This window comes from Amycolatopsis sp. NPDC051716, assembly GCF_040681595.1.
GTDB lineage: Bacteria > Actinomycetota > Actinomycetes > Mycobacteriales > Pseudonocardiaceae > Amycolatopsis.
Map to the genome: position 1 here is coordinate 246,846 of NZ_JBFAZA010000008.1, position 25,240 is coordinate 272,085.

Sequence of the window (25,240 nt, forward strand, 5' to 3'; positions counted from 1 at the left end):
CCCACACAGACAGATCAGCGACACTGCGCGTCCAGTCCGCCGGGATACAGCTCCTTGAGCCACCTGTCCGCGATGGCCTCGAAGGGTGCGAAGTCATTGTGCGTGACCTGCCCCTTCGGGTTGCTCTGAACCAAGATCTTGTTGCCCAGGCCCATGATGTCCGGTGCCTGCTCCGGCCGGTCGGCATAGTCCTTCGAGTCGCTGCCAGTTCCGTTAGCGTGGTCCAACCCGAAGGCGTGCCCGGCCTCGTGCGCAGAGGCGATCTGCTCGGTCTCGGTGTGGACAACCTTGCCACCAGGCGCGGGGAAGTCCTCGGAGTACTGCCGCGGCTCGTTGTCGTGATAGTCCAACCCGCCACTGTGTGTGCCCCGGTCAGTGACCGACACCCGGCCTTTCGGGATAACGCTGACCCGGAAGGTGTAGTGCGGATCCTGGGTGACGGCCGTCACTTGAACCTTGGTAGAGAACGCTCGCTTGGCGCCGTCGGGACCAGGCGCCTGACAGGTTCCTTTCCCCGACCAGACTTCTTCGACGGCTCTCTTGAACCCAGCCGGGAAACTCGCCCGCATGGGACCGACATTCACTCGGGAGGATTCCTCGAAGAAGAACTGGACTTTGAACACCAACAGCACCTCGCCTTTGACCGGATCGACCACCCCGTCGTAGTTCTGGTTGAAGAACTGTCTTGTGTAGTAACGAGCGTCAGCGGGCGCGCCCAGGTAGCGGACGATGTCGGTGACCTGGTCGGCCGGCAGCTGAGCCAGCCGTCCACTGCGCTGCCGGGCGAACTCGATCCAGTTTTGCTTGCCCTTGGCCTGCACAGCCTCGATCGCCAGAACCAGCCGGTCGCCCCCCATCTGACGAGCAGACGCCTGATCGTTGAGGACACTGGGCGGCATCACCGCCAGCGCCGGCAGCAGCCCGTACATCGCGTGGCCCTGTACGGCACCCAGCTGCGTCTCCGAGCTCATGACCGAACCCATCCGCTGCACGGTCAGCAATCTGGAGACCGCCGCATTTCCGGCCATGGCGGCCAGCGACTCGACGGCCGCCGCACTTCGGGGCATGGCGGCCGGCGACTCGACCGACACCGCCGCAGGCCGGGCCGTGTCCATGACCTCCGCCCGGCTCTGTGCCGGCTTACCCTCGGGTGGCCGATTCAGCGGTCTCCGCATAGACCCATCATCCACGACGAGCCCCATTGTGGGACGTCCAAAAGGGCAAACGACGGTTCAAGCCCTCGGCCCCTGCGCCCACCCGGTATTCGCGCCGCGGTCGCCCCTGCTCCACCCACTCACCGGCGTGGATCCGCAAGGCGGCCCGCAGAGCACTCGCCAAGATCCCCGACGGCCTCTGAATACGTGACCTCGGTGAGACTTCGGCCGATGGGTGGCTCACCAGCGGCGACCGCACCGCCGGGCCCACTAGCTGGAGTTGGCCCCACCGGGACGTACGAAGTCCTGAACAAGGTCATCTCTGCCGCTGACCGTGCCTCACGCATCGATGCCGAAGCCCATGATGATCGTACGGCCCGCGGTCAGCACCGCGATGACGGCGACAGCTCCCGCAGCCGCCATGGCCGGGGGCGGAACGGACGACCGATCACACGACGCCGCCGCCGATCCCTGGAGTCTGGTCGGCCGACCCATGAGGAACGACCGGCCGGTCAGGTCAGCAATTTGGTCAGGCGTTGCTCGACGAAACCCGAACCTGCGAGGCCGTCTTCGGCCAGTCCGGCGATCTCGTCCTCCCCGATCCGGCTTTCGACCGGGTCCGCACCCGGGTCCTCTCCCGGGTAGTCCCGCCGCGTGTAACGACCGGGCACCAGCGCGTCCTTGTGGACGAAACCCGGCATCGGCCAAGCGTCACGCTGCCAGTCCGGCGCCTGTCCGAGCACCTGCCACGTGCCGGCGTGGAGACCGACATCTCCGAACATGTGCACCCAGACCGCAGCACCAGGCCGCAGGTCGGTCGTATCCGACAGCTCCGGCGCGACACCGCGCGCAGGCCCGAAAAAGTATCCGAAGAGAATCGAAGGCGACTTCTTTGTGGTTCGGGCGATAAGTCCGATCGCGTGCCGTCCGTCCCGAAGCGGAACCGTGAACCAATCACCTTCACGATACTTCTGCTTGGCTCCCCGGCGTGTCATCCGAGCTCTCCAATGAACTTGCAGGCCGCTTCCAGGTACTTTCCGATGTTGCCGTTCCTCAAACTGATCGGGCGGATCTTGTTGAGGATCGGACTGTGCACATCATACAGGTACTGTTCGAGCCCCCGGACGGTGTCGTAGTCCTGCGAGGTGTACTCCTGCTGGAAGTTGAGGCCTCCCTTCGTCGGTGAACTACCGTGGGCGATTCTTCGCTTTCCGAAGTCGTTGGTGCGACCGACATACTGCACATTGCCGTCGTCGTCCCGGAGGGTGTAGACACCGCCTACGGCGGCCGCGGATCCGCCGGAGTCGTAGCCGAGGTCGTTGATCGTGTCGCCGAGTACCTGGGCTTTGGCGTACCCGCCGATCAGGCCACGCAGAGCGGAGAACCCGGCCGCGATAGCGGAGTCTTCCTCAGCGAGGAAAGGTGTCGCCGCACCGTCGGTGAGAAACTCTTCGCCGACGTCCACCGCGCCGATGACGACCGCTTCGCCGATGTCGGTGACGATGTCCCAGAACCCCAGCCCGGTGGGGTCGATGGCGACGAGCGGGTTGTTCCCGGCGTAGGCGTAGGGCGTCCCGGTCCGGTCGACGAGCGGATCGAGGGTGAGGAACAGCGCTGTGGCGGGGTCGTAATAGCGGGCGCGCAGGTAGATCAGGTGGGACTCGGCGTCGGTGTATTGGGCGGTGAACTGCAGTGGCGTGGTCGTGGTTCCGGTGAACGTGGCGATCCCGTAGGGGGTGTAGCTGTAGTGGCCGGTCACCGCGCCGGCCGAGTCGAGCAGGCCGATGGTCGAGCCGAGTCCGTCGTGGACGAACCAGCTCGGGCCGCCGGCGCCGATCTGCTCGACCGGGAGCCCTCCGGGGCCGTAGAGGTAGTCGTTGACGCCGTCGGTCAGGACGTCGGGAGTCGAGCTGTCGTCCCAGGTGAAGGTGCCGGTCGTGCCGTTGACGGTCTTGCCCACCCGAAGGCCGGTGCCGTCGTAGGCGTACGTGGCGGCGATCGATCCGGACGTGTAGGTGCTGAGGCGCCCAGCCTGGTCGTAGCCGTAGGTGGTGCCGGTGCCGGCCGTGGTCCGCTCACCGAGGTCGTCGCTGCCGTAGCCGGTACCGCCCGAGGTGAGCAACTGGCCCGCCGGGTCGAAGGTCTGTGTGGTCCCGGCGACCGTGGTCGGGTTGTCGGCGTTGTCGTAGCCGAAGGCGCTGCTGCCCGCCGTGGCCAGCTGTTCGCGAGGGGTGTACGTGACCGATTGCGAGGTGCCGGCGACGGTCTGCGTGGACGGCTGGCCGACCGGGTCACGGGTGTAGGTCGCGGCGAGGACGGTCGTCCCGCCGGTCGCGGCGGTGATGGCGGTGGCGCGGCCGGCGTTGTCGTAGCCGGTGGTGACGGTGGTGCCGTTCGGGTAGTTGATCGTGGCGACCTGGTTGTCAGCGTTGTAGCCGAACGTGGTCGCGTTGCCGGCCCAGTCGGTGAGCGTGCGCAGCCGGTCGGCGTTGTCGTAGGTGCGGGTGACGGTGCCGGTCTGGCCGGGATAGGCGACGGCGGTTTGGTTGCCGTCGTCGTCGTAGGTGTAGCCGACGGTGGCGCCGGAGCCCTGGGTTTGCGTGGTTTGCTCGCCGAAGACGTCGTAGACCCAGGTGGTTGTGCCCGTGCTGTCGGTCATCGAGACCCGGCGGCCGGCCGGGTCGTAACCGTAGGTCGCTCCGGCGGTGTGACCATCGGAGTAGGCGACCGACGTCGTCCGGCCGGCGGCGTCGTAGCCGAGGGTGGTGATCCGGCCGTCCGGGTCGGTGGTGGTGAGGACTCGCCCGGCCGGGTCGATGTGCGTGGTCGTGGTGCGGGTGTCGGCGTCGGTTCGGGAGTTCTTGCGGCCCTGGCCGTCGTAACCGAAGGTCGTTTTCTTGCCGAGCCCGTCGACGGTGTCGGCGATGGTCCCGTCGGGGTTGTAGTCGGTGGTTTGCGCGGTGCCGCCGTCTTGCGTGGTCGTGACGGGGCGGTCGTCGGCGTCGTAGGCGACGACGGTGGTGTGGTTGTTCGCGTCGGTGATCGAGGTCTTGTTTCCGTCCGCGTCGTAGCTCGCGGAGGTGACGTGGTTGAGCGGGTCGGTCGTGTGGACCACGTTGCCGTTCGCGTCGTGGTCTTGCGTTGTGGGCATTCCCCGGGCGTCGGTCGTGACGGTGAGCCACCCGGTGGCGGTGTTGTAGGCGTAGGTGGTCTTATCGTTGGCCGGATCGGTGACGGAGGTCTTGTCGCCGTAGGCGTCGTAGGTCGTCGTGGTCGTCTTGCCGAGCGGGGTGGTCGAGCGCGTCTGGTCGGCGGGGTGCGCCGCATCGTCGTAGTAGTAGTTCGTGGTGCGGACCGGTTCGGGCCCGAAGTTGCCGGTGGTCGACTCGACGACGTTGTTCGCCTGCGTGACGGTGGTCGAGGTGAGCTCCCCCTCGCCGGTCGCACCGGCCGGGACGTGACCGCTCTGGTCGTACGCGTTGACGGTGGCGACGCGGTCCGGGCCGACGGTCTCGACGAGGTTGTCGGCGTCGTCGTACTGGTAGGCCGTGGTGGCGCCGAGGGCATCCGACTTCGCGATCGTGTTGCCGTGGTCGTCGTAGCTGAAGGTCTCGAAGTGACCGTCCGGGTCGGTCTGGGTGTTCACGCCGAGGGTGACCGGGTCGTAGGTGTAGGACCAGGTGCCGGCATCGGCGGTGCCGTAGCCCTTGGTCTCGGACACCAGCAGGCTGTTCTGGTAGGTGTCCAGCGTCTTGTGCCCGGACGGATCGGTGACGAGGGTCTGCCCGGCGGTGAGACCGCCGCCGGGGCCGTAGGTGAAGGTGGTCGTGTGACCGGTGGGGTCGGTCTGGGCCTGGACGCGTTCACTGCTGTCGTAGGTCATCGACGTCGTGGCGGACGCGGCTTTGCCGTAGTTGCCGGGTGTCCTCATGGACGTCATGAGGTGGGAGCCGGTGTAGGTGTACTGGCGGCGACCGCCGGCGATGTCGACGACGTCGGTCAGGTTGTCGGCGGCGTCGTATCCGTAGGTGACGGTCCGTCCGGCCTGGTCGGCCAGCGCGGTGATGTGGTTACCGGTCCAGGTGAGGGTGTAAGTCCGGTTCGCCGGGTCGGTGATGGTGGCGAGGTGGCCGGCGCCGTCGTAGCCGAGGGCCGTCTGATAGGGCGGGCCGGCTTTGGCGCCCGCGGGGTTGGTTTCCGCGGTCAACCGGCCGGTGGCGACGTCGAAGGTGAAGATGTTCTTGCCCCGCCTGGTGTACACATAGGACGTCCCGGACTTGCTGAGCGTGGCGTCGTAGCGCGGTGCGACGGTGGTGTAGGTGCCGTTGCTGCTGGAGAACTGGACCTGTGAGTCGTCTTCCTGCTTGATCGTCACCATGCCGGTGCCCGGGTCCGTCGCCGCGGACATGTTGTAGGAGAAGGTCCAGCCCCACCCGAACGGCCCGTCGGCGGCCAGGCTCTTGTTCGGGCCGTCCGGGTCGGCGATTCCCTCGGCGTAGCTGCGGGTGAAGTCGAGTGCCGCGCCGCGGCCGGGTGTGCTCAGATCGGTGAAGCCGTCGCCGAAGTAGCCGGTGCCGGTGTCGACCGGATCGCCGGCGGTCCGCTTCGCGCAACCGCAGGCGATGAACGCGGGGTTCGAGCCCTTCGGCGCGTCCTGGATTCCCGGCGGGCCGCCGATCGGCTGGCCCGGAGTTCCACCCATCGGCACGAAGGCGACAGCGTCGTAGGCGACGTCGAAGTCGAAGTAGTCCTTGTCGGTCTTGTCGACGGTCGGAGACTGGTTGGTGAGGACGACGTTGCCGCCGTTCTGCATGGCGAACGTGCCGATGGTGACCCACTGCTCGGAGTTCCACGCCTGGTTCACCCGGATCTTCCAGGGCGCCACACCACCGCCGGGGTTGATGGTGTACACGACGTTGTCGGCTTCGGCACCGAGACCTGGCAGGTGCAGTTTGATCTTGTAGTACTGCAACGACGGCAGGTTCGGTGTCCAGGTGCCGGTGTTGATCAGGGCGGGTTCCGTGCCGTCCTCGGTGTGGGAGAAGAGGATGCGTCCGCCGAGGCCGGTGCCGAGCTGGTGGGTGTCGATCGCTCCGATGGGGTCGCCGGCGGTGTTCTTGCCGTAGCTGTAGGAGAAGGTGCCGTTGTCCGACCAGTTCGCGGCTCCGCAGCCCTGCAGGTTGAGCCGGCTCGGCTCGTCGTCGACGATGATGGCGCCGGCCGGGACCTTTGCCGTGTCCTGGCTGCAGGTCGGCGGGTTCTTCGTCGGGTTCGCTGGTTCGCTGCCGCCGGAGACGGCGTAAGGGCTGGTTGCGCAGGTTGTCGCCCAGCCCGGTATCCAGGTCACGGGCTGGTGCCACCAGCATTCGAAGTCGTTGAGCATGCAGTGGCTGGCGCCCGGGTTGGTCGGGTTGGTGGTGTTCGGGTCGCAGTGGTTGTCGGCGAGGTCGCACATCGCGGTGAACGGCGCGGGCTGCACCCAGGTGCTGCCGCCGTGGTACGTCGGCTTGGCGTAGGCGTGGCTGCCGTAGCGCAGCAGCGGCGAGGCCATCCAGCCCAGCACTCGCTCCTGGTAGGGCCAGCTGGCCGGGTGCGCGGCGTCGGCGTAGGTGTCCTGCAGGTAGGGGTCGCGGTTGGGCGGGTAGTCGAGGTTGGCCGGGTTGTTGGTCCAGCCCAGGCCCCAGGTGCCGTCCGGGCCGGTGCAGGACGGGCCGGGGGTGCAGCCGGTGGTGTTGCCGTTGGCGGCGTTGGGCTGGATGCCCGAGTTGTACGCCCAGGCCGCGAAGTACCAGTTCTCCAGGTCCTTCGGGTCGCCGTTGTTGGCGATGATCCCGTCGGTGTACAGGGAGTTCCAGGTTGTCTCGAGGATCTGCAAGCCGGCGGCGATGTTCTCCTGGTAGTCGACGGCGACCTTGATCTGGCCGTGCGCGGACAGGGAGTGGTCGCCCACGTGCATGCCGTCGGTGACCTGGCTGATGCCGTAGCCGCAGTCGGCGCCGGCGTAGTTGATCGACCGGATGTCGCCGCCCTCGCCGTAGTAGCTGGCGATCAGCGGGTCGCCCGCGGTGCCGGCCGGAGCGTGCCACGACGCCTGCGACCAGTTCGATTCCTGCGCCATGATCGCTTCGAACACCGACCTCGGTACGGTGCTCGCGCCGCCCGACGGGTGGGACAGGGCGATCAACGGGAAGTCGCTGCTCGGCGCGTAGGCCGCGAGACCGAGGTTGTCGAAGCCGGCGGGACGGGTGTAGGCGCTGCCGGTCAGCAGGCCCTGCTCGGCCATCTGCACTGCCCAGTCGACCTGTGCCGGGTTCGGTTGCATGACCTGTTTCGCCGGGTCCAGCGGCGGCACGGCGCAGGTCGGGGTCTGCGTCGCCGCGGGTGCTGCCGCGGCGCCGCCGCCGCCCTTTCCGGCGGCGTCGGCCTTCGGGACGAGATGGCCGGCCGGCGAGCTCGCAACCGTCTGCGGGAGCGCGGTGGTGTAGTTCGGCCATGCGGTGGTGGCCGTCGCGGTGCTGGGCGCCGGCGGGCGGCTCAAGACCTTCGCGGTGCGGGTCGCCTTTACCATCGGGTAAGGGCTCTGGCTGTCGGCGCTCGGTCCGAGCAGAGCATCGCCGTCCAGTGACGACGCCGATGCGCCGCGAGCCATCCCGATGTCGTCGGCTGTGGATACCGCGGCCGCGGCAAGGGCCCCTGGCTGGGTGCGCCCGGCACCGGCGAGAAGCCCGTGTCCACCGCGGCCCTGGAACAGCTGCAGCCGCGCGAGCGCTCCGGTTCCCAGCTCCGTCACGGTTCCGGCGTGTTCGTGTGCGGCGGTGGCGTCCTGGGTCCCGCGTCGGGTCCAGAGGAAGTTCACTCCCCCGTCGGCGGCCGGGCGCAGGTCGTAGACATCGCCGTTCGCCGTCGCCACGACCACGGGCTTTCCGCTGCCGGAGATCGACAGCAGCCGCGGGCCGGCCGCACCGACGATCCCGCTCGCCGTCGGCACCGCGGAGGTGACCTGTCCGGGCGCGGTGATCGCCGTGTCGATCTTGCCGGTCGCCAGATTCGCCCTCAGCAGCTGGGTGTCCTGGTCGTTGACGCCGGTGTCCAGGCTGAACACGGCCTCGTCGCCGGTGCCGCAGCCTGGGGAGAAGTACTTCAGTCCGACTCCGCCGGCGAGTGGGCGTACCAGGCCGCTCGTCAAGTCCACGGAGTAGGCGAGCGCGCCATGGTCACGAGCCGCTTGCCGGTTGACCGCTGACGCCGGCAGCACCGCCACCGCCGCGAACCGGCCGTCTCCGGACAGGCACTGGTACCCCGTCCACGACGAGTCGTCGACGCCCTCGGGTCTGATCAGAGCGGCTTCCTGCCAGGCAAATCCGGACTTTTCCCGCCCCACCTCGAGGTGGTAGCCGCGCGCGTCACCCCACCCGTCGATCGCGAGGTCCGCGGATTTCGCCGCGCCCGCACCGAAGTCCGCGGGCTTCGGAACAGCGGCGCGAGGTTGCTCCGGAAGGTACGCGGCGGAAACCGTCGTCACAGACCCAGAAGAAAGTGCAAGGACAGCCAGAAATAGTATCAGGAACCGGACTTTCCCCCGCAGCGTCCATCCGTTCACACGTCCGCGAACTGCGACAGATCTGCGCGCACCTCGACCAGAACCGGACACGGCACAACCTTTCCACCCAGTAAACACGAGACGGAGCAACGAGGTCGCGCGCACCCGGACCCGAGAGCGGCAAAAGGAAAGCTAGACGCACCAAGATCCCCATCGCCATCACCCATTAGTGTGACGACATGGAATGAGACAAAGCCTGATTTCGCTCAGAAAATGCTCAGGTCATCACCTAACGCACCGAAGGCTTGATTCCAACATTTCAACCAGGCCGGATTTTCACACCAAAACACCCTTTGGAGTCGATGTGGGCGGGCCGGACCGGGGGGCGCAGTACCGGTTTCGAACCGGAGAACTCCAGCCGACCCGCGCGGTACCTGCCCGTCCGGCCAAGCAAGCCTGACCAAGCTGAACCAGGAGACGCTGCGCAAGCCCAGAGCCCGGATCGACACGCTCAGCGTCGTGACGTAGCACCTCGAGGTTGCGTTGGTAGCGACCGTCGGCCATCACCGGCCGGCCGACGAGTACCTCCGCGATGCCGGAGTCGCGGTGGACGGTGCAGTCGTTGCGGCTGCCCGGGCGCGGGTCGCCGGTGGCGATCAACAACCTGGTCTCGGCGTCGATCGCGATCTGCACGTTGGTGGAGTACCGGTAGTTGGCGTGGTCCCGTGCGCAGGCGCGGATGAGGTCGTGCATTCGGTAGCGGCCCGGGGTGTGCTGGATGAGCAGCGACGCGCGCTCCAGTTCCTGCGGCGGCGGACCGGCGACTCGACTGCGGTCACGTCGCACCGTCACAAGCAGCTCTGCCACGGCTCGCGGGCGTCGCAGCCCACCCGTAGAAGTCAATTCGTGGTGCATTCACCGTTCGCATCTTGGCTTCGCCAACGCGCCTGCAGGAGAAAGGTCTTGGCGCTCGTCTGCGGCCGCGGACGACGGGCCGCGACGGCGCAGGCCGGGCCGGCCTGGCCGCTGCGGAACCCGGCGGTGACGGCACCGATCGTCGGCGCCCGCACCCCCGCGCAGCCCGAGGACAACCTGGGCGCTCTGGAGGTCGGCTTCACCGCCGCGCACCTGGCCCGCCTCGCGGAGGTCCTCCGCGATCGAGCTCGGCTTCCCGCACGACGCGCTCGCCGGTGACCACCTCCGCAAGGTGACCCGCGCGGATCTGGTGATCGAAGCTCGCCGCTGACCGCCGTAGCGGTACTAGACGCAGTCCGGGTTGCCACGATAGCAATTCATGAAGTCCAGAATCCTGCCGTACTCGTCGGTGAGGTCGACGTAGACGCGATCCGCTCCACCGGGAACGTCCGCGGAAAGGGAAAAGCTGACCGACGTGACGGTATTGCAGCGCAAGCTCGTGCTTCTCGCGTCAAGCTCTTTCAAGTTCACTATCGACCTCGCGAGAGCCCGCTCGCATCCGCTGGAGTTCAACGACCCGACGATGCCGACGGACCGGTTGTACCAGGTGACCCTGCCGGAGAAGTAGCCACCCGTGCCGTCCTTGACCAGGAAGTAGGAGACGGGGTAGTCAGCTGCGCCGGCCGGTGCCGCTCCGGCGACCGTGGGCGCGGCGGCGAAAGTGAGAGCAGCCGCTGCGGCGGCCACGGCCATACCGAATCTTCTCATCGGTTTTCTCCAACCGGTAGATTCTGGACGAAATACATTCGGATGCCAGAAGTGTGACTTCTGGCGGCCTGCGGTCCCGGTTTCATCGGTCGACGGTGACCTGCGCGCACCAGGAGTGGGCAGTCAGGAACAGATCTTCTTCTCGCCCCCGCCGTTGTAGATCTGGCCATCGATGTTCACCCATCCCGAGATATAGGCACAGTGGATCTCGGTGCCGCCCACGTAGATGGCCCCGGCGTACCTGTCGTAATTGCCGAGGTCGTACCAGTCCGTCTGCCAGTCTTCGCGGCGGATGTAGACCGCCATGGCATGACGGCCTTCCTGGACGTCGTAGGTCATCGCACACAAGGTGCCGCTGCCCTCGGCGGACCGCCAGATGTCGATGTACGCGTGGCCGTTCCCCAGCGGAATGGAGTCGTACTGGCTGCCCTTGCAGTACGAGAACGGACCGGCGTACCCGGGCGGTGCGTCGCTGGGGTTGGTCGCCGACGCGACGCCCGCCCCACTGACCATTGAAATCGCGGCGATCCCGCACACCGTGGCGGCCCTGAGCCTGCTTGCCGTCCTGCTGAGCCTAGTCATGGGCATTCCTCTCGCTTGGGCACGTGTCATCGGACTCGGGTGCCGGTCAGCAATCGCTGCTGCGGTGGCCCTAGTTCTGGGGGTCGGGCTGGTGGGAGATCCGCCAGATGGTGTCGTCGGACACGCTCGTGATGGCCGTGGGCGCCGACAGCGCGGTGTCTGTCGCCGCCTGCGCCAGTGTCTCTGCGGCGGCTACCGAGGCTACGACGCGGGTCACGCGAATTTCACAGTCTCCTCCCTGGGCTGACGGACGGTGCGCTCGGAGGACGAGGTTCACCTCGCGGTCCTCCTGGCGAGTGGTTCACGCCAGAAACGGGAGTCGGTTTACCCGAGAACGCGGCTTCACCCGATCGGACGAGCCCCACGCATGCTCAGTCGCGCCAGCTGCAGAAGACGCAGACGAAGTCGTCGTACTTCACCTCTTGGGTGACGTGACCGAGTTCCCGCTCAGCTTGCCGGCACGGCGGCCAGGTACGCGGGGACGGCGGCTGCGTCCTGGGTGCGCAGTCCGATGTGTCCGTCCGGGCGGATCAGGGTGAGTTCGTCGTCGTGATCTTGATACGCCGGCCGATCGAGGACACCATCGCCGATACCGCGGAAAGCCTCCGCGGATGCGAGCCGACAAGGTCCGCACCGGCGCCGACGGTAGCCGCGGTCCAGCTCGCACGGGTGGAGGTCGCGTTGCCGCGCTGGGGTCGACCCGTGAAAGACCTGCTCGGCGAAGTCGGTCTGCGCGGCAGTGTCCTGCTGCGCCTCGACGTCGGCAAAGCGCTCCGACAGCCCGGCTTGCATGAAGCGGTACGGGTCGCTGCCCGGCACGAGCCGCTGCGGAGCCGGCGACTGCCGGACACTCCCGATGATGCGTTCGGCCCATTTTTTGGCTGTCTACGCCCAGGCGCGACAACAGCAGCCGGGCCGCTTCGAGATCTTGAGTGGTCGCGGTCATGACGCCTCCTCGGGGACGGCCAGCGAGGTGTGGAAGGTGCGCAGCATCGCCTGCACGGCGGCTTCGGGGTGGACGATGAGCACGTCGTGGACGGGATCGGTGACCAGCAGCAGCCGCTGCCCGCCAGAGCTCCGCAGCCGCGGCGCACCGGAGCGGGGAGCGCGACGTAGGGCTTGCGGGGCATGACGAACACCCCGTCCGGTCGCCGGCGGATCACCACCGAGGTCCGAACGAGGGTGATCAGCAGCCGGTCACCCGGATTCCAGTCGAGGGCCGCGACAGCGCCGCGGTCCTGCAACCGCCCTCCCCCATCCATCAGCGCGATCGACAGCCGCGGACCATCCGCCGCATGGAGATCACCCAACGGCGGCAAGTCCATCGGGACAGGAAGCGGGGCCAGGCGTTCCGGGTCCGGCGAGGTGATCCGGCCGGGCAGGGCCAAAGAGGGGATGCGGGTCATGCGACACCTCCTCGACGCGCTGCGCGAAGGGAGGGCGCGGTCAAGATCAGCCTAGCCGAGATCGACGGGAGCTGAACGCGAGAAAGACCCGTCGTGGCGGGCCTGCTGCTCTGTGCTTTGGGAGATCTCCCACGTATTTGTGTCCGAGGACCGAGCTGATCGATAACCCCACCCTGAAGCTCGCCGCCGACCTGCAGTTGCCGTGACCGTCGATCAAGCGAGCCGGCCGACGGGATGGGACCGGTGTGGAACAGTCGTCCGGTCCACCGGCACAGGCACGTGCGACATCGTTCACCTGGCGGGTGCCCGGCACATCACATGAACGCGCGATCCTCGGAACGGCTGACGGCCCGTGCTTCAGTTCCGCCGCTCGGGTGGCACGTACTCGAACGTCGGGCCCGCGGTCGTCTTCCCGTCTCCGGTGGGCATCTTCATCAGAGCCAGCGCCTGTTTGCGCAGCCCGAACATCGTGCCGACCGCGCCCATCATCCCGCCCGGGTTGCCGGTGAAAGCCTCTTCCAGCTGGAAGAGCAGCAGACAATACGTCTGGTTGAACTCCTCCTGCGCGACCCGGATCGGGCTGCCCTCCGGGTAGTCGGCGGTCCGCGGGTTGTGCCGCATCGGCAGCACGCCGCCGAGGTCGACCGCGATCTCCTCGCCCGTCGGGCCGGACTGCGGGGTGTCGCCCGTCCGGTAGCGGCGGCCCACTTTCAGCTCCTGGAACCGGAAGTAGTGCGCGACCTCTTCCCGGCCGGGGTGGAAGACGTCGCGGTCGCCGTCCCACACGTCCGTGCGCGCGGCCCCTTCACCCTGCTCGACGATTTCCGCCAGGGCGGCCGACGCGGACTTCAGGTCGTGGACCGGCAGCACCTCGCCCCCTCCACCGCGGAGGTGGAACTCGCCGATCTGCCGGGCCGGGTCGCCGGTGAACACCTGCTCCTCGCCCAGCTTGTCGCACAGCGCGCGCAACCCCTGCTCGATCGCCGCGTAGAACTGGCCGATCGTCCGGTACTCGTCGCTCTGCGGTGGCGCGTCCGCCGACGCGGGCTGTTCGATGCGCAGGAACAGCTCCAGGGCCTCGGGGCCGAACGGGGCCAGGTGGACGTGCACGGACCGGTCGCCGTGGGGCAGCGGGTGCGGGTACGGCGGCAACAGGTCCGGCGTGTCGAGCTTGGGCGAGCCGCCGACGGCGTTGAGCAGGTTCGCGGCCAGGGCCAGGTGGATCATCTCCTCGGCGAGGACCGTCCCCACGACCTGGGTGGCTTCGGGGTTGCGCGCCGGGTCCAGCGAGTACAGCGCGCACAGGTACGGGGGAATCGTCGCGTGCTCGAGTTCGATCGCCCACTGCAGGTGGCGGCGGAGATCGTCGATCGTGTCGATGGCGTGGGCGCCACGGGTGTCCATGCGGTACTCCGGTTCGTCGGATCGGTGTCGACAGCCAAGACCGGACGCCCATCGCGGTTTGTGACAGCCGGGCTGTCACAAACCGGGAGCCCGTCCGGTCCTTGCTGGAGAACGACGTCCCGGAGCGGCCGGAACGCGGGAGGAGAAGGCACACCATGAAGATCGTCGTGATCGGCGGCAGCGGGCTGATCGGCTCGAAGCTCGTCCGGAAGCTGACCGCACACGGCCACGAAGCGGTCCCCGCGTCACCCGACTCGGGCGTGAACACGCTGACCGGCGAAGGGCTGGCCGAAGTGCTGGAAGGCGCCCAGGTCTTGGTCGACGTCTCGAACTCACCCTCGTTCGCCGACGACGCTGTGCTGGACTTCTTCCGCACCTCCACCGGAAACCTGCTCACCGCCGAGGAGAAGGCCGGGGTGGGGCACCACGTGGCGTTGTCGGTCGTCGGCACCGAGCGGCTCGCCGAAAGCGGTTACTTCCGCGCGAAGATCGCGCAGGAGAAGCTCATCGAGGAGGCCGGGCGGCCGTACTCGATCGTGCACGCCACGCAGTTCTTCGAGTTCGTGGGCAGCATCGCCCAGGCGGCGACCGAGGGGAACACCGTGCGCCTGTCGGACGCGCGCATCCAGCCCATGGCCGCCGATGACGTGGCCACCGCGGTCGGCCGGGTCGCCGCCGGCGCACCGCTGAACGGCACTCTCGAGGTCGCCGGTCCCGAGCAGTTCGGGCTCGACGAGCTGATCCGCACCGGGCTGGCCTTCCGCGGCGACCCGCGCGAGGTCGTCACCGACCCGGACGCGCGCTACTTCGGCGTCCTGCTGGACAAGGACATGCTCCTGCCCGGCCCCGGCGCGCAGCTGGCCGCCACCCGGTTCGCCGACTGGCTCCCGCTCAACCCGCCGCCGGCGAAGTGACCGTGACCGAGCACCAGATCGCCACGTCGGTCCTCGTCATCGGAACCGGCGGAGGCGGCCTGCGCGCCGCGATCGAGCTGGCCGAGCACGGCGTCGACGTCCTCACGGTCGGCAAGCGGGCGAAGTCGGACGCGCACACCACTCTCGCCGCCGGCGGCATCAACGCGGCGCCGGCGACGATGGACCCGGAAGACTCGTGGCAGCAGCACGCGGCGGAGACGCTTGAGGAGAGCTACCTGCTGGCCGATCCCGAGACCGTGCGGATCGTCACCGAGAACGCAGCCCGGGGCATCGAGGACCCCCTCGCCGCGGGCGGGCACACGCGCATCTGGCGCCGCACTGTGACATCCGGGGCTTCGCCCCAGGCCGGGGGCTCCGCCACCCGGACCCCCAAAAGCGTCGTCGTCTCGCCGCGACGAGAACACCGGCGACTCCTTCCGGCTGGCCGTGCTGGCGGGCGGCCGGATCCGGGACGCCGAACTGGTCCAGTTCCACCCGCCGGGTCTGATCGCGCCGGAGAACGCCGCGGGCACGCTCGTCTCGGAGGCGGCCGCGGCGAAGGCGGAGTGCTGCGCAACGCGCACGGCGAGCGGTTCATGGCCGAGTACGATCCGGACCGCATGGAACTGTCCACTCGCGACAGAGTGGCGCCGGCGGCCTACACCGAGATCAAGGAGGGCCGCGGGACGCCGGGTGGCGGGGTGCGGCTCGACGTCTCGTACCTGCCGAGGGAGACGATCATGCGCCGGCTCCCCCGCGTCTACCAGACCCTGCTCGAACTGCAGATGCTCGACATCACCCGGGAACCGATCGAGATCGCGCCCACCGCGCACTACTCGATGGGCGGGGTGTGGGTCCGGCGGGAGGACCACGGCACCGGTGTCGAGGGCCTGTACGCCCTCGGCGAGGCAGCGAGCGGTCTGCACGGCGGTCGGCGGCGGCGACGGAGGAAGCCCGGGGCGAGGTCGACGAGTTGCTGGCCGCGGACGGCCCGGAGAACGTGCGCGCCCTGCAGCGCACGGTGCGCAACACCATGACCGAACACGCCGGAGTGGTCCGCGACGAGACCGGCCTGCGCGCCGGCCTGGCCGAGCTGGACGAACTGGAAAGCCGGATGGGTGCCGTGGGCGTCCACCCCGGCATCGCCGGGTTCCAGGACCTGGCGCACGCGTTCGACCTCGAGGCGGCGGTGCTCGCCGCGCGGGCCACGCTCGAATCGGCGCTCGAACGCCGCGAGACGCGGGGCTGCCACAACCGCGCGGACCACCCGGACCTCGACGAGTCGCTGCGGGTGAACCTCGTCTGGTCCGGGCCCGGGCGGGTCGCGCGCGAAGAGCTTCCCCCGATCCCAGAGGACATCGCTTCGCTCATGCGCGAGGTGTCCACCGCGGGCAAGCTCGTCGAATGAGCTTCCGGGGGCCGCGGCCGCGCGGCCGGGGCCCCCGGAAGCCGACATCGTAGAGTCGGGGGGTGACGGATTCCGGGATGAGTGCCGAACTCGGCGACCTGGCCGATCTCGAGGCGGCCACGGCCACCTTCACGAGCGCGCGGCCGCGCCTGTTCGGGATCGCCTACCGCATGCTCAGCAGCGTCACCGAGGCCGAGGACCTGGTGCAGGAGGTCTGGCTGCGCTGGCAGACCTACGACCGGTCCACCGTGACCAACCCGGAAGCGTTCCTGGCGACGACCACCACCCGGCTGGCCATCAACGTCCTCCAGTCGGCCCGGAAACGCCGGGAGACCTACGTCGGGCCGTGGCTGCCCGAACCGGTCGACACCGCCGCGGACCCGTACCTGGGCGCAGAACGCGGTGAAGCGCTGGAGTTCGCGACCCTGCTGCTGATGGAGAAGCTCACCCCCAGCGAACGCGCGGCCTACGTGCTGCGGGAAGCCTTCGACTACACCTACGCGCAGATCGCCGACATCCTGTCGTCGACCGAACCCGCGGTGCGCCAGCTGGTCAGCCGGGCCCGCAAGCACCTCACGAGCGAGCGGCAAGCGTCGGTGCCCGCGGCCGAGCAGCGGGAACTGCTGACCGCGTTCCTCACCGCCGCCCGCGCCGGGGACATGGCCGCGCTGGAACGGCTCTTCACGCCGGACGTGACCAGCCTGTCCGACGGCAACGGCCGCAAGGGCGTCGCCCGCACCCCGGTCGTGGGCACGGCGCGGGTGGCGAAGTTCCTGCTGGCGATCTCCACCTGGTTCTGGGACGGCATCGACGTGCGGTGGGCCGTCACGAACGGGCAGACCTCCGCGGTGCTCCTCCAGGGCGGCGTCCCGTACGGCCTGCTCACCGTCAGCGCCACCAGCGAAGGCATCGATCAGGTGCTGTGGCTGGTCAACCCCGAGAAGAACCAGGCGGTGCCGGTCCCGGCCTGACCCGCCGGCGGGAGGAATCCGTGTTCGACCCGCATGACGCGACCGTGCGCCGGTTCGCCGCGGCTTGCCGCCGCCGGGACGGCGCCGCGCTCGAAGCCATCCTCGGCGACGACGCGGTCGCGACGTGCGACGGCGGCGACCTGGTGCCCGCGCCGGCGGGGACCGCGCGCGGCGCGGCGGAGGTCGCCCGGCTGGTCATCGAGGTCCTGGGCGGGCCCGCGGACGCCGAGCTCACCGTCGAGTCCGTCAACGGCCGCGCCGGGCTCGCCCTACGCCACGCCTCGCGCGCCGTCGCGGTCGTCGGCGCCGAAACCGCCGGGTCCCGGATCACCACGCTCTGGATCGTGCTCAACCCGGCCAAGCTGACCGCCTGGCACCGCGGTTGACCGGGCCCGCACGCCGGGCGGGCCCGGTCTCCGTCACCGCGCCAGCCACTCCCGATAGGTGGTCTTCGCGATGACGGCACCGTCCTTGGCGACGAGGGCGTCGCCGGACGCGGCCGCGAACAGGCCGGCCTGGTCGTCGGTCACGACCGGCCGCCGGTCACCCTGGGCGGCCAGGGTGATCCGGCCCAGCTCGTCGAGGGCGAACACCTCCGGCCCGGCGACGTTCCGGGTCCCCCGCAGCGGGGCACCCATGGTGACGTCGGCGACCGCTTGGGCGACATCGTCCGCGGCAATGGGCTGGATGCGCGTCGCGGGCAGGCGGACGGTGTTCTCGTCGGAGGTCCAGGACATCGTCGCGCCCATGAACTCGAAGAACTGCGTGGCCCGCACGATCGAGTACGGCACCGGCCCGGCTTTGAGGATGTCCTCCTGCAGCACCTTGGCGCGGTAGTAGACCAGGTCCGGCACCAGCTCGGCGCCCACGATCGAGAGGATGACCGCGTGGCCGACCCCGGCCGCGTCCGCCGCCTCCAGCAGGTTGTCCATGGTCGTCCGGAAGAACGCGGGCGAGGCGTCGTCGAACGTCGGCGAGTTCGTCAGGTTGACGACGACGCCGGCCCCGGCCAGCGCTTCGGCCAGGCCCTGCCCGCTGAGCAGGTCCAGCCCGGTGGACGGCGAGTGCGGGACCGCTTCGTGCCCGTTCGCGGCCAGGATCTTGACCACGCGGGAGCCGATGAGCCCGGTCCCGCCGATGACGGCGATCTTCACTTCCGCGACCATCCCTTCGCGCTGAGTTCGTCCTCGCTCACGAGGTCGACCATCGGTTTGCCGGGTTCGCAGAGCATGGTGACCGTGAACCGCACCGGGACGTCGTCGCGGTTGTTGCCGTCCTGGTAGTGGATGACGTCGCCGCCCGGTTCCCAGAACGCCTCGCCGGCGCGGACGACCCGCGGCGGCTCGCCTTCGAGCTCGAAGACCATTTCGCCCTCCAGCACGTAGCCGAAGGCCGGTCCGGGATGGCGGTGCGGCGGGGTGCCGGGGTCGCCCGGCGGGTACTCGATGACGATGGTCATCGCATGCGCCCCCTCCGGCACGAACGGCGGTTTCGCCTCCTGCAACACGGTCAAAGACATGAGAAGACCTCCTCGACGAACGGATACACCCGCTAGGACCGGACAGCCGCGCGATTTGTGACCGGCGGACCGTCACGTGCCGCCGCGCGGCGTCGCGAGGGTGCCGCTCGCCGACAGGAGGCGTAGTTCGCCCGCGATCTCCGGACGCGTCAAGTTGGTCGGCAGGTACCGCAGGACGCGCAGCTCACTCGGACTCGGCTCATCCAGAGGTGCCCGCACCGACGGGGACCGGAACCCGGCCGCGTACCGCGTCGAGCAGCCATGCCCGGCATCCCCGCGGTCAGGCGGAGTGGAGTTCGACGACGACGCGATAGCCGGCAGGTTCCGAGGTGATGTGCAGGCCCGGATCGTCGAACATGCGGCGCAGCGAGGCATGCCATTCGGGGTTGCCGGTGGCCTTGTCGAGCGCGGAGCCCGATGACCACTCGGCGATGTGGACGAACCGCACCTCGGGGGCGTCGGCGAGCGGCCGGTGCAGGCGAGATCGGACGAAGCCGGGCTGGGCCGACATGATCCGGGCGTTCTCCAGGTACCTCTCGACGAAATAACCGGCTTCGCCGGCCGGAACGGTGTAGTACTTGATGACCGTGACCGGTTCGTCGACACCGGTCTTCGATGCCAGGGATCTGCTCACCTGGTTTCGCCTTCCTCGACCGCTTCGACAGCGCCGAGAAGACCGCGGAGGTCGACCTCGTAGCGCTCGGCGTCGGTGGGGTCGAACAGCCATTCGGTGACCGGTGTGCGGGCGGCGTCTCCGGGATGGCTCGATTCGGCGATGTCCAGCTCGGCCGACACCTCGATCTCGAGCCCGTGCAGGAACTTTTCGTGGTCCGGCGTGCTCATGTCCCGTGAGACAAGGCAGCCCGCCGTGTTGTGACAGGCGCGACCTGAGTTCCGTTCCGGTCACGAACGCCGGTGCTGCGCTGTCCTGGCTCGCGACCGACCCAGTGAAATGGAGCGAGCCCTTGCCGCCGATGAGCACCAGGATCCGGATCCGCGTCCGGATGAGCGCGCGCCCGATCGACGAACCGCACCGCGCGTCGAGCCCGCTCGAGCTGCTGTTCGACCTCGTCTTCGTGGTCGCCGTCGCGGCCGCCACCGCCCAGCTCGCGCACCGGATCGCCGACGGCCACGCCTGGACCGGCCTGGCCGGGTTCCTCCAGGTGTTCTTCGCGATCTGGTGGGCGTGGATGAACTTCACGTGGTTCGCGTCGTCCTACGACACCGACGACGTGGCATACCGGCTGCTGACCATGGTGCAGATGGCCGGTGTGCTGGTCCTCGCCGCCGGGGTGCCCGCCACGGCCACCGGCGACTACCGCGCCGTCGCGGCCGGCTACCTCGTCATGCGGATCGGGCTCATCACGCAGTGGTTGCGGGCCGGCCTCGAGGACCCGGCGCGCAGGCGAACCGCGTTCCGTTACGCCGCCGGCATCACCGTCCTGCAGATCGGCTGGGTGGGCTGGCTCGTCCTCGGCGAGACGGGTGTCCTTTCGCCGGGCACCCGGACGGTGTGCTTCCTCGCGCTGGCTGCCGCGGAACTCGCGGTGCCACGCTGGGCGGAGCGGCCCGGCGCCACCACCTGGCACCCGCACCACATCGCCGAGCGCTACGGGCTGTTCACGATCATCCTGCTCGGCGAGAGCGTCTTGGCCGCGATCACGGGTGTCCGGGGAGTTCTGCAGGCGGCGGAGATCAGCGCCGCGTTCGTCACGATCTCGGTCTCCGGCCTCGTGCTGCTCTTCGCTACCTGGTGGCTGTACTTCCTGGAACCGGCCGGGGACGGGCTGCGCGATCGCCGCGAGGGGTCCTACCTGTGGGGCTACGGCCACTTCGGCATCTTCGCGGCGCTCGCGACACTCGGCGCGAGCCTGGAGGTCGCGGTCGAGGACACCGGGCACCACCTGCCGGCCTCACCGCTTCTGATCAGCTACGCCGTCGCAGCCTCCGTGGGCGTGTTTCTCGTGCTCCTGTGGCTGATCCACGTCCCGATCGTGGCGAGGACCGTCCTGCGTCCCGGCGCGGTTCTGGCCTGCGCCACCGTCGTGTTCCTGCTCCCGCTCGCCGCGCCGTGGACCGGCGTGGCCGTCGTGGTCGCGGGCATCGCGGCGGCCTGCGCCTTGCTGGTCGCTTTCACCATCACCCGGGTCCTCGACGCCATCGTCAGCCCGGCCGCGTGAGGAGATCCGGATCTCACCGGAGCTGTCACACGCCGCCGGGCTGTCTTGTCCTCACTGGCACCGGGATCACGACGATCCCCAGCAAACAGGAGGTATGCCGTGACGACCGTGGTGACCCCCATCGCGGAGGCGGAGGCCGGGCACCCGTCGCCGGCCGGGCCGAGCCGGTACGGGCGCATGTTCCCCGGCCTCGCCCCACTGGTCACTGATCCGCGGCTGCTGGTGCGCGCGGGCGGCCACGGCGGGATCTGCGACGCGGCGGCGATGCCCGGGCCGGGCGGCGACGACGCGGCCGAGGCAGCGGGGTGGCCGTTCTTCGGCCAGTTGATCGCGCACGACATCACCGCCGACCGCTCTTCCATCACCGGTGACCTGCGCCCGGGAGCGCTGCGCAACGCCCGCGCACCGAAGCTCGACCTGGAGATGCTCTACTCCGACGGTCCCATCGGTTCGCCGTTCCTCTACGACACGGACGATCCGGCGAAGTTCCTGCTCGGCCGCCCCGCTGGTTACGACGTGCCCCGCAACCGGCAGGGGGTGGCCCTGATCGGCGACCCCCGCAACGACTCGCACCTGGTCGCACTAACCCTGCACACGGCGCTGCTGCGGGCCCACAACCGCATCGTGGATCTGCTGCGCGACGACGGCGTGACCGACGTTTTCGACCGGGCGCGGCAGGCACTCACCTGGCACTACCAGTGGATCGTGGTCCACGACTTCCTGCCCAGGCTCGTCGGGCTGCCCCTGGTCGAGCAGGTGCTCGCGACGGGCGGCCGGTGGTTCGCGCCGCCGCCGGGACAGGCCGCCATCCCGCTGGAGTTCTCCCACGCGGCCTTCCGCTACGGCCACAGCCAGATCCGCCACACCTACCGGCTCGTCCCCGGCGGCCCCGAACTGCCGCTTTTCCCGGACCTCGTCGGGTTCCGGCCGGTGCCCGCCGGCCGGCACCTCGACCTCGCGCTGATCTTCGACTTGCCCGGCCACCCGCCGGCCCAGCGGGCCAAACGCATCGACGGCCGCCTTCCCGCGAGCCTCATCGCGCTGCCCGAGCAGGTCACCGGCACCGTCGACGCCGTCGCCCACCGGTCGCTCGCGGTCCGCGACCTCCTCCGCGGCGAGACCACCGGACTGCCCAGCGGCGAATCCGTCGCCCGGCACCTCGGCGTACCGCCGTTGACCGCGGGCGAAGGTTCCTGGCCGCACGGCACGCCGCTGTGGATCTACGTCCTCAACGAAGCCCAGCACCACGGCGGCGGCGACCGCCTGGGCGAGGTCGGCGGCCGCATCGTCGCGGAAGTCCTGATCGGACTGGTGCGCGCCGACCCGGCGAGCTACCTGAACGGCGAACCGGGCTGGCGACCGACCCTGCCCGCCGCGGGACCGGCCTACGGCCTGGCCGACCTGCTCACGCTGGGCCACACGGCGCGCTGAGCCGAGGAAACTCGCCCGCGGCGACGGTCACATCGCACCGCTGTCCGGTCTTCGCCGGCGACGACCGGGAGGAGATTTCAGTAATGGAAGGTTTTCCCGCGCCGGATCAGGGCCTGATCGTCACGCACTTCCTGACCGTGCGCGACGTCGAAGTGTCGCGCGAGTTCTACGCCAAGATCTTCGGCGGGCACGTCGTGCTGGCCGAAGTCCTGCCGCGATGAGAGAACCCAGCCGTGGTGACGCTGGTCGGCGACTGTCACGTGCACCAGCGGCCGGAAGTCGTGTCGTTCGATGCGGTCGTAGCCGTGGCGGATGATCGACTGGTAGATGCCGTCGGAGACAACCAGCGTCAGCGGCGTGCTCGACCGGCTGAGCGCCGTCTTCAGCTCGGGCGAATCCAGCAGACGGAAGGTGAGGTCCACGGCCTCGCCGAAACAGCCGTGGCGGTCGTAGTGGACCTCACCGGCGTGCACGGCCGCGCGCAAGCGCAGGCAGTGGGCCGGGTGGTTCGCATTGTGTGCGGCCAGCAGCCGGTCGAGTGTGGGAACCACACGGTTGAGCAACAGTGTTTTCGGCGTGCGGTCGCTCGGGCGGATCAGCGTCAGGATTCCGTCACCGCAGTTGACGAGCGGGTCGCGGCGCCGCCGGGTGATCCCGCCCGTGTGCAGGGCCGCTTCGAACATCTCATAGAGCGCCGCGCGCAGCCTGATCTTGTCCGGGTTGCGCCGGGTCGTGGAGGCCTCGACGTCCACCGCCATGATCGCCCGATGGCACGGCTCGTGCCGCGGCGGCCTTCTCATGGCCCGGCCTGCCGCAGCACGACCGAAAGCCGCACCATGCCGACCAGGATCTGCACGGTGAAGCGAGTCCTGGCGCGACGGCCGGGCAATGCGTGCAGTTCGGCGGTCCATTCCTCGAGCCAGCGGGCCCGGGCGCCGACAGGCAGCAGCACGGCCGAAATCGCCAGCACCCTTCGCGAGACGCGCAGGCTGCGGACCGGTCCGGTCCGGGCGACGAACCGATCCGGGTAGAGCGTCGCCAGCGACAGCGCTTCCAACTGAGCCTTCACGGTATCGAGGCCGAGCCGGCCGGCCAGCGGCCCCAGCACTTCCAGGGTTTCCCGGGATATCCGCTCCTGCTTGGCCCGCGGCACGAACCGGATGGTCCGCATGTTGTGCAACCGGTCGGCGAGCTTGAGGATCAGCACCCGTCGATCGGCGGATTCCCACGAACCGCCCTCCCGCTCCAGCGTGAGCAGCCCGTGGACCAGTGCCGCGATTTCGTCGCCGAATTCGGTGCGCAGCTGATCCGGCGGGCAACCGGTGTCCTCGACGACGTCGTGCAGCAGGCCCGCGCACACCATCGGCGCGTCCAGTCCCAGCCTGGCCAGCGTCGCGCCGACCTCGACCGGGTGGGAGATGTAGGGGTCGCCGCTGCGCCGGGTCTGGCCTCGGTGCCAGAACGCGGCGAACACGTAGGCCCGTTCGACCAGCCGGGCATCGGCGTCCGGATACCGGCCCGCGATCTCGGCAACCTGCGGCGGGACGGTGGTCATGCCGGCTCCCCGGCCAGGCCGAACCCGTGCATCCGCGCCGGCCGGTACGCGCGGGCGAGGGCGGTCCGCGCCTGCTCCGCCCCATCGTCGGTCAGCCGGTAGTACCGGCGTCGCGGCCGCCCCTCGGTGATGTGCTCGTTCGGGTCCTCCCAGCGGCTTTCGACCCATCCGAAGTTCTCGAGCCGGGCCACGATCGGATAGATGGTGCCGCTGGGGAGGCCCGTCTCCGCACACAGCTCCAAGCCGTACTGCTCCCGCGTGGGCCGCTGCAGCAAGGCGCGCAATACCAGCTGGGTCTGCAACGTCATCCGCGGTCCGACCATATGCCGTACTCTACATAGGTAGTCCTCATCCGTCCAGCGCTACCAAGCCCACACCCTCGATCAAGCTTCGAAGGAAAGGCTGCGCCCGGCCGGCGTCCTCACCCATGTGCTCCTCGAGTGCCGGATCCATCATGAAGTCGCCCCCGCTTCCTGTGTCGTCTTCGTGCCTGCGGCCACGTTGTGGTCGTGCAGCACGCGGTAGGCCAAGAAGTAGACGAATCCCTGGGTGCCCCACGTCGCCAGCGCGGCGGTGTAGAAGAACGTGCGGCTCGCGTCGTCGAACGGGAAGGGGAAGAAGTCGTAGGCGATCGCGATCGTGGTGCCGGCCGCGGTGACCAGTCCCGTCCAGACCGCCGGCCACCTCGCGCCGGCGTCCCAGAGCCGCTTGGCGAAGTACGCCAGGAAGACCGCCGAGACGAGGTTGACCACGACGTAGAACGCGGCGACGGCGAACGCGGCGTTGTCGGCATGGGGGTCTTCACCGTGGAAGTGCCGGAGGAACAGCCCGGCCGCGGTGGCGAGTGCGAAAACGCCGACATCGACGGCCACGGACGGCCTGTAGCCACGGGTGACCTTCAGCAAGCCCATGACGAGGATGAGCGTGATGCCGACCGACCGCGAGAAGGCGTCGAAGAAGTAGGCGACGTCGTACAGCACGCTGCTCTGGTCGCCGCCGAGCAACGACCAGACCAGGACGCTCTCTCGGCCCAGGCGCTGATCGTCCGGCTCGGCTCCGCCCGGCGGTTCACCGCCTACGCCGACGTCGAGCTGATCGACGCCCTCACCAAGGACCGCGCGAGTGCCCGGCGGTTCGTCGTCAACACCCTCGGCCCGCTGGCCGAAGCCGACCCGGAGCTGCGGCGGACGCTGATCACCTACGTGCAGTGCGGCTTCAACACCAGCCGCGCGGCCGCCGGCCTCTACGCCCACCGCAACACCGTCGAGCGGCGGGTCTCGCGCGCCAACGACCTCGCGGTCGTCAAGGTCGAGGACAACCCCACCCACGTCGCGGCGGCCCTGCTCGTGCTGGACGTCGCGCCCGGGATCATGGCCGGCTGAGCTTTTCGAACCAGCGAAGGCGATGGCCGGGCTGGTCACGACGAATCCGATCACCGTCGCGAGCACGGCACCGCCCAGGTTGCCCGCCATCCAGATCAGCCCGGCGGCCGT

General features: G+C 69.2%; 25 protein-coding genes and 2 pseudogenes. 9 read left to right on the forward strand and 18 right to left on the reverse strand.

Going from position 1 to position 25,240, the window contains the following annotated elements; genetic code table 11:
• Positions 1 to 14: 14 nt before the first annotated feature.
• The 4 genes and pseudogenes from AB0M30_RS13695 to AB0M30_RS13710 all read right to left on the reverse strand — a co-directional run.
• A complete protein-coding gene (locus tag AB0M30_RS13695; protein ID WP_364583811.1) occupies positions 15 to 1,115 on the reverse strand; it encodes a hypothetical protein in 1,101 nt (366 codons plus the stop codon).
• A gap of 551 nt (positions 1,116 to 1,666) precedes the next feature.
• Positions 1,667 to 2,149, reverse strand: coding sequence for an Imm26 family immunity protein (locus tag AB0M30_RS13700; protein ID WP_364583813.1), 483 nt, complete (start codon positions 2,147 to 2,149; stop codon positions 1,667 to 1,669).
• Entirely contained in the window at positions 2,146 to 8,676 is a 6,531-nt protein-coding gene (locus AB0M30_RS13705; protein ID WP_364583815.1) for an RHS repeat-associated core domain-containing protein, read from the reverse strand. Before AB0M30_RS13705 ends, AB0M30_RS13700 begins: the two co-directional genes overlap by 4 nt.
• 354 nt (positions 8,677 to 9,030) lie before the next feature.
• Positions 9,031 to 9,408: pseudogene (locus tag AB0M30_RS13710) on the reverse strand (hypothetical protein); the annotation flags it as partial.
• A gap of 303 nt (positions 9,409 to 9,711) precedes the next feature.
• Here AB0M30_RS13710 and AB0M30_RS13715 point away from each other — a divergent pair.
• A pseudogene (locus AB0M30_RS13715) lies at positions 9,712 to 9,940 on the forward strand (aldo/keto reductase); the annotation flags it as partial.
• 14 nt (positions 9,941 to 9,954) lie between these two features.
• Here the strand turns inward: AB0M30_RS13715 and AB0M30_RS13720 are convergent.
• From AB0M30_RS13720 to AB0M30_RS13740, 5 genes are all read right to left on the reverse strand, one after another.
• The gene (locus AB0M30_RS13720) at positions 9,955 to 10,362 is read right to left on the reverse strand and encodes a hypothetical protein (RefSeq protein ID WP_364583817.1); all 408 of its coding nucleotides are present in this window, start codon (positions 10,360 to 10,362) and stop codon (positions 9,955 to 9,957) included.
• A gap of 138 nt (positions 10,363 to 10,500) precedes the next feature.
• On the reverse strand, positions 10,501 to 10,959 hold the full coding sequence (locus AB0M30_RS13725; protein WP_364583819.1) for a hypothetical protein: 459 nt from the start codon (positions 10,957 to 10,959) through the stop codon (positions 10,501 to 10,503).
• Between the two features lie 70 nt (positions 10,960 to 11,029).
• Positions 11,030 to 11,176 carry a hypothetical protein gene (locus AB0M30_RS13730; protein WP_364583822.1) on the reverse strand — a complete coding sequence of 49 codons (147 nt, stop codon included), beginning with the start codon at positions 11,174 to 11,176 and terminating at the stop codon, positions 11,030 to 11,032.
• Between the two features lie 230 nt (positions 11,177 to 11,406).
• Positions 11,407 to 11,778 carry a hypothetical protein gene (locus AB0M30_RS13735; protein ID WP_364583824.1) on the reverse strand — a complete coding sequence of 124 codons (372 nt, stop codon included), beginning with the start codon at positions 11,776 to 11,778 and terminating at the stop codon, positions 11,407 to 11,409.
• Between the two features lie 944 nt (positions 11,779 to 12,722).
• A complete protein-coding gene (locus tag AB0M30_RS13740) occupies positions 12,723 to 13,769 on the reverse strand; it encodes a ferritin-like protein (protein WP_364583825.1) in 1,047 nt (348 codons plus the stop codon).
• Between the two features lie 155 nt (positions 13,770 to 13,924).
• Here AB0M30_RS13740 and AB0M30_RS13745 point away from each other — a divergent pair, with 155 nt between their 5' ends.
• From AB0M30_RS13745 to AB0M30_RS13765, 5 genes are all read left to right on the forward strand, one after another.
• On the forward strand, positions 13,925 to 14,683 hold the full coding sequence (locus tag AB0M30_RS13745) for an SDR family oxidoreductase (RefSeq protein WP_364583828.1): 759 nt from the start codon (positions 13,925 to 13,927) through the stop codon (positions 14,681 to 14,683).
• Positions 14,684 to 14,685: 2 nt separating this feature from the next.
• Positions 14,686 to 15,720, forward strand: coding sequence for an FAD-binding protein (locus tag AB0M30_RS13750; protein ID WP_364583831.1), 1,035 nt, complete (start codon positions 14,686 to 14,688; stop codon positions 15,718 to 15,720).
• Positions 15,717 to 16,091: a hypothetical protein gene (locus AB0M30_RS13755; RefSeq protein WP_364583833.1), complete on the forward strand. Its 375-nt coding sequence runs from the start codon at positions 15,717 to 15,719 to the stop codon at positions 16,089 to 16,091. The genes AB0M30_RS13750 and AB0M30_RS13755 overlap by 4 nt, the downstream gene beginning before the upstream one ends.
• Before the next feature lie 77 nt (positions 16,092 to 16,168).
• Positions 16,169 to 17,062 (forward strand): RNA polymerase sigma-70 factor, encoded by an 894-nt coding sequence (locus AB0M30_RS13760; protein ID WP_364583835.1) that lies wholly within the window; start codon positions 16,169 to 16,171, stop codon positions 17,060 to 17,062.
• 20 nt (positions 17,063 to 17,082) lie between these two features.
• Complete coding sequence (locus AB0M30_RS13765) at positions 17,083 to 17,448, forward strand: hypothetical protein (RefSeq protein ID WP_364583838.1); 366 nt, start codon at positions 17,083 to 17,085, stop codon at positions 17,446 to 17,448.
• A gap of 33 nt (positions 17,449 to 17,481) precedes the next feature.
• On the opposite strand, the gene AB0M30_RS13770 is transcribed toward AB0M30_RS13765, so the two are convergent.
• The 5 genes from AB0M30_RS13770 to AB0M30_RS13790 form a co-directional block, all read right to left on the reverse strand.
• Entirely contained in the window at positions 17,482 to 18,216 is a 735-nt protein-coding gene (locus tag AB0M30_RS13770; RefSeq protein WP_364583840.1) for an NAD(P)H-binding protein, read from the reverse strand.
• Positions 18,213 to 18,581, reverse strand: a complete 369-nt coding sequence (locus AB0M30_RS13775; RefSeq protein WP_364583843.1) for a cupin domain-containing protein — start codon at positions 18,579 to 18,581, stop codon at positions 18,213 to 18,215. The genes AB0M30_RS13770 and AB0M30_RS13775 overlap by 4 nt, the downstream gene beginning before the upstream one ends.
• Before the next feature lie 72 nt (positions 18,582 to 18,653).
• Positions 18,654 to 18,800, reverse strand: a complete 147-nt coding sequence (locus tag AB0M30_RS13780) for a hypothetical protein (protein ID WP_364583846.1) — start codon at positions 18,798 to 18,800, stop codon at positions 18,654 to 18,656.
• Between the two features lie 61 nt (positions 18,801 to 18,861).
• Positions 18,862 to 19,215: an antibiotic biosynthesis monooxygenase family protein gene (locus tag AB0M30_RS13785; protein ID WP_364583849.1), complete on the reverse strand. Its 354-nt coding sequence runs from the start codon at positions 19,213 to 19,215 to the stop codon at positions 18,862 to 18,864.
• On the reverse strand, positions 19,212 to 19,424 hold the full coding sequence (locus tag AB0M30_RS13790; protein ID WP_364583851.1) for a hypothetical protein: 213 nt from the start codon (positions 19,422 to 19,424) through the stop codon (positions 19,212 to 19,214). Before AB0M30_RS13790 ends, AB0M30_RS13785 begins: the two co-directional genes overlap by 4 nt.
• A 131-nt stretch (positions 19,425 to 19,555) precedes the next feature.
• On the opposite strand from AB0M30_RS13790, the gene AB0M30_RS13795 reads away from it, so the two are divergent.
• Positions 19,556 to 20,761, forward strand: a complete 1,206-nt coding sequence (locus AB0M30_RS13795) for a low temperature requirement protein A (RefSeq protein WP_364583853.1) — start codon at positions 19,556 to 19,558, stop codon at positions 20,759 to 20,761.
• A gap of 99 nt (positions 20,762 to 20,860) precedes the next feature.
• A complete protein-coding gene (locus AB0M30_RS13800) occupies positions 20,861 to 22,192 on the forward strand; it encodes a peroxidase family protein (RefSeq protein WP_364583856.1) in 1,332 nt (443 codons plus the stop codon).
• A 77-nt stretch (positions 22,193 to 22,269) separates the two neighbouring features.
• Here AB0M30_RS13800 and AB0M30_RS13805 read toward each other — a convergent pair whose 3' ends face one another.
• The 4 genes from AB0M30_RS13805 to AB0M30_RS13820 all read right to left on the reverse strand — a co-directional run bounded on the left by AB0M30_RS13805 (position 22,270) and on the right by AB0M30_RS13820 (position 24,499).
• Positions 22,270 to 22,950 (reverse strand): hypothetical protein, encoded by a 681-nt coding sequence (locus tag AB0M30_RS13805; protein WP_364583857.1) that lies wholly within the window; start codon positions 22,948 to 22,950, stop codon positions 22,270 to 22,272.
• Positions 22,951 to 22,988: 38 nt separating this feature from the next.
• Entirely contained in the window at positions 22,989 to 23,747 is a 759-nt protein-coding gene (locus AB0M30_RS13810; RefSeq protein ID WP_364583860.1) for an HD domain-containing protein, read from the reverse strand.
• On the reverse strand, positions 23,744 to 24,070 hold the full coding sequence (locus tag AB0M30_RS13815; RefSeq protein ID WP_364583863.1) for a helix-turn-helix transcriptional regulator: 327 nt from the start codon (positions 24,068 to 24,070) through the stop codon (positions 23,744 to 23,746). Before AB0M30_RS13815 ends, AB0M30_RS13810 begins: the two co-directional genes overlap by 4 nt.
• 129 nt (positions 24,071 to 24,199) lie before the next feature.
• A complete protein-coding gene (locus tag AB0M30_RS13820) occupies positions 24,200 to 24,499 on the reverse strand; it encodes a hypothetical protein (protein WP_364583864.1) in 300 nt (99 codons plus the stop codon).
• Positions 24,500 to 24,538: 39 nt separating this feature from the next.
• Here AB0M30_RS13820 and AB0M30_RS13825 point away from each other — a divergent pair, with 39 nt between their 5' ends.
• Positions 24,539 to 25,129 carry a helix-turn-helix domain-containing protein gene (locus AB0M30_RS13825; protein ID WP_364583866.1) on the forward strand — a complete coding sequence of 197 codons (591 nt, stop codon included), beginning with the start codon at positions 24,539 to 24,541 and terminating at the stop codon, positions 25,127 to 25,129.
• Positions 25,130 to 25,240: the final 111 nt, after the last annotated feature.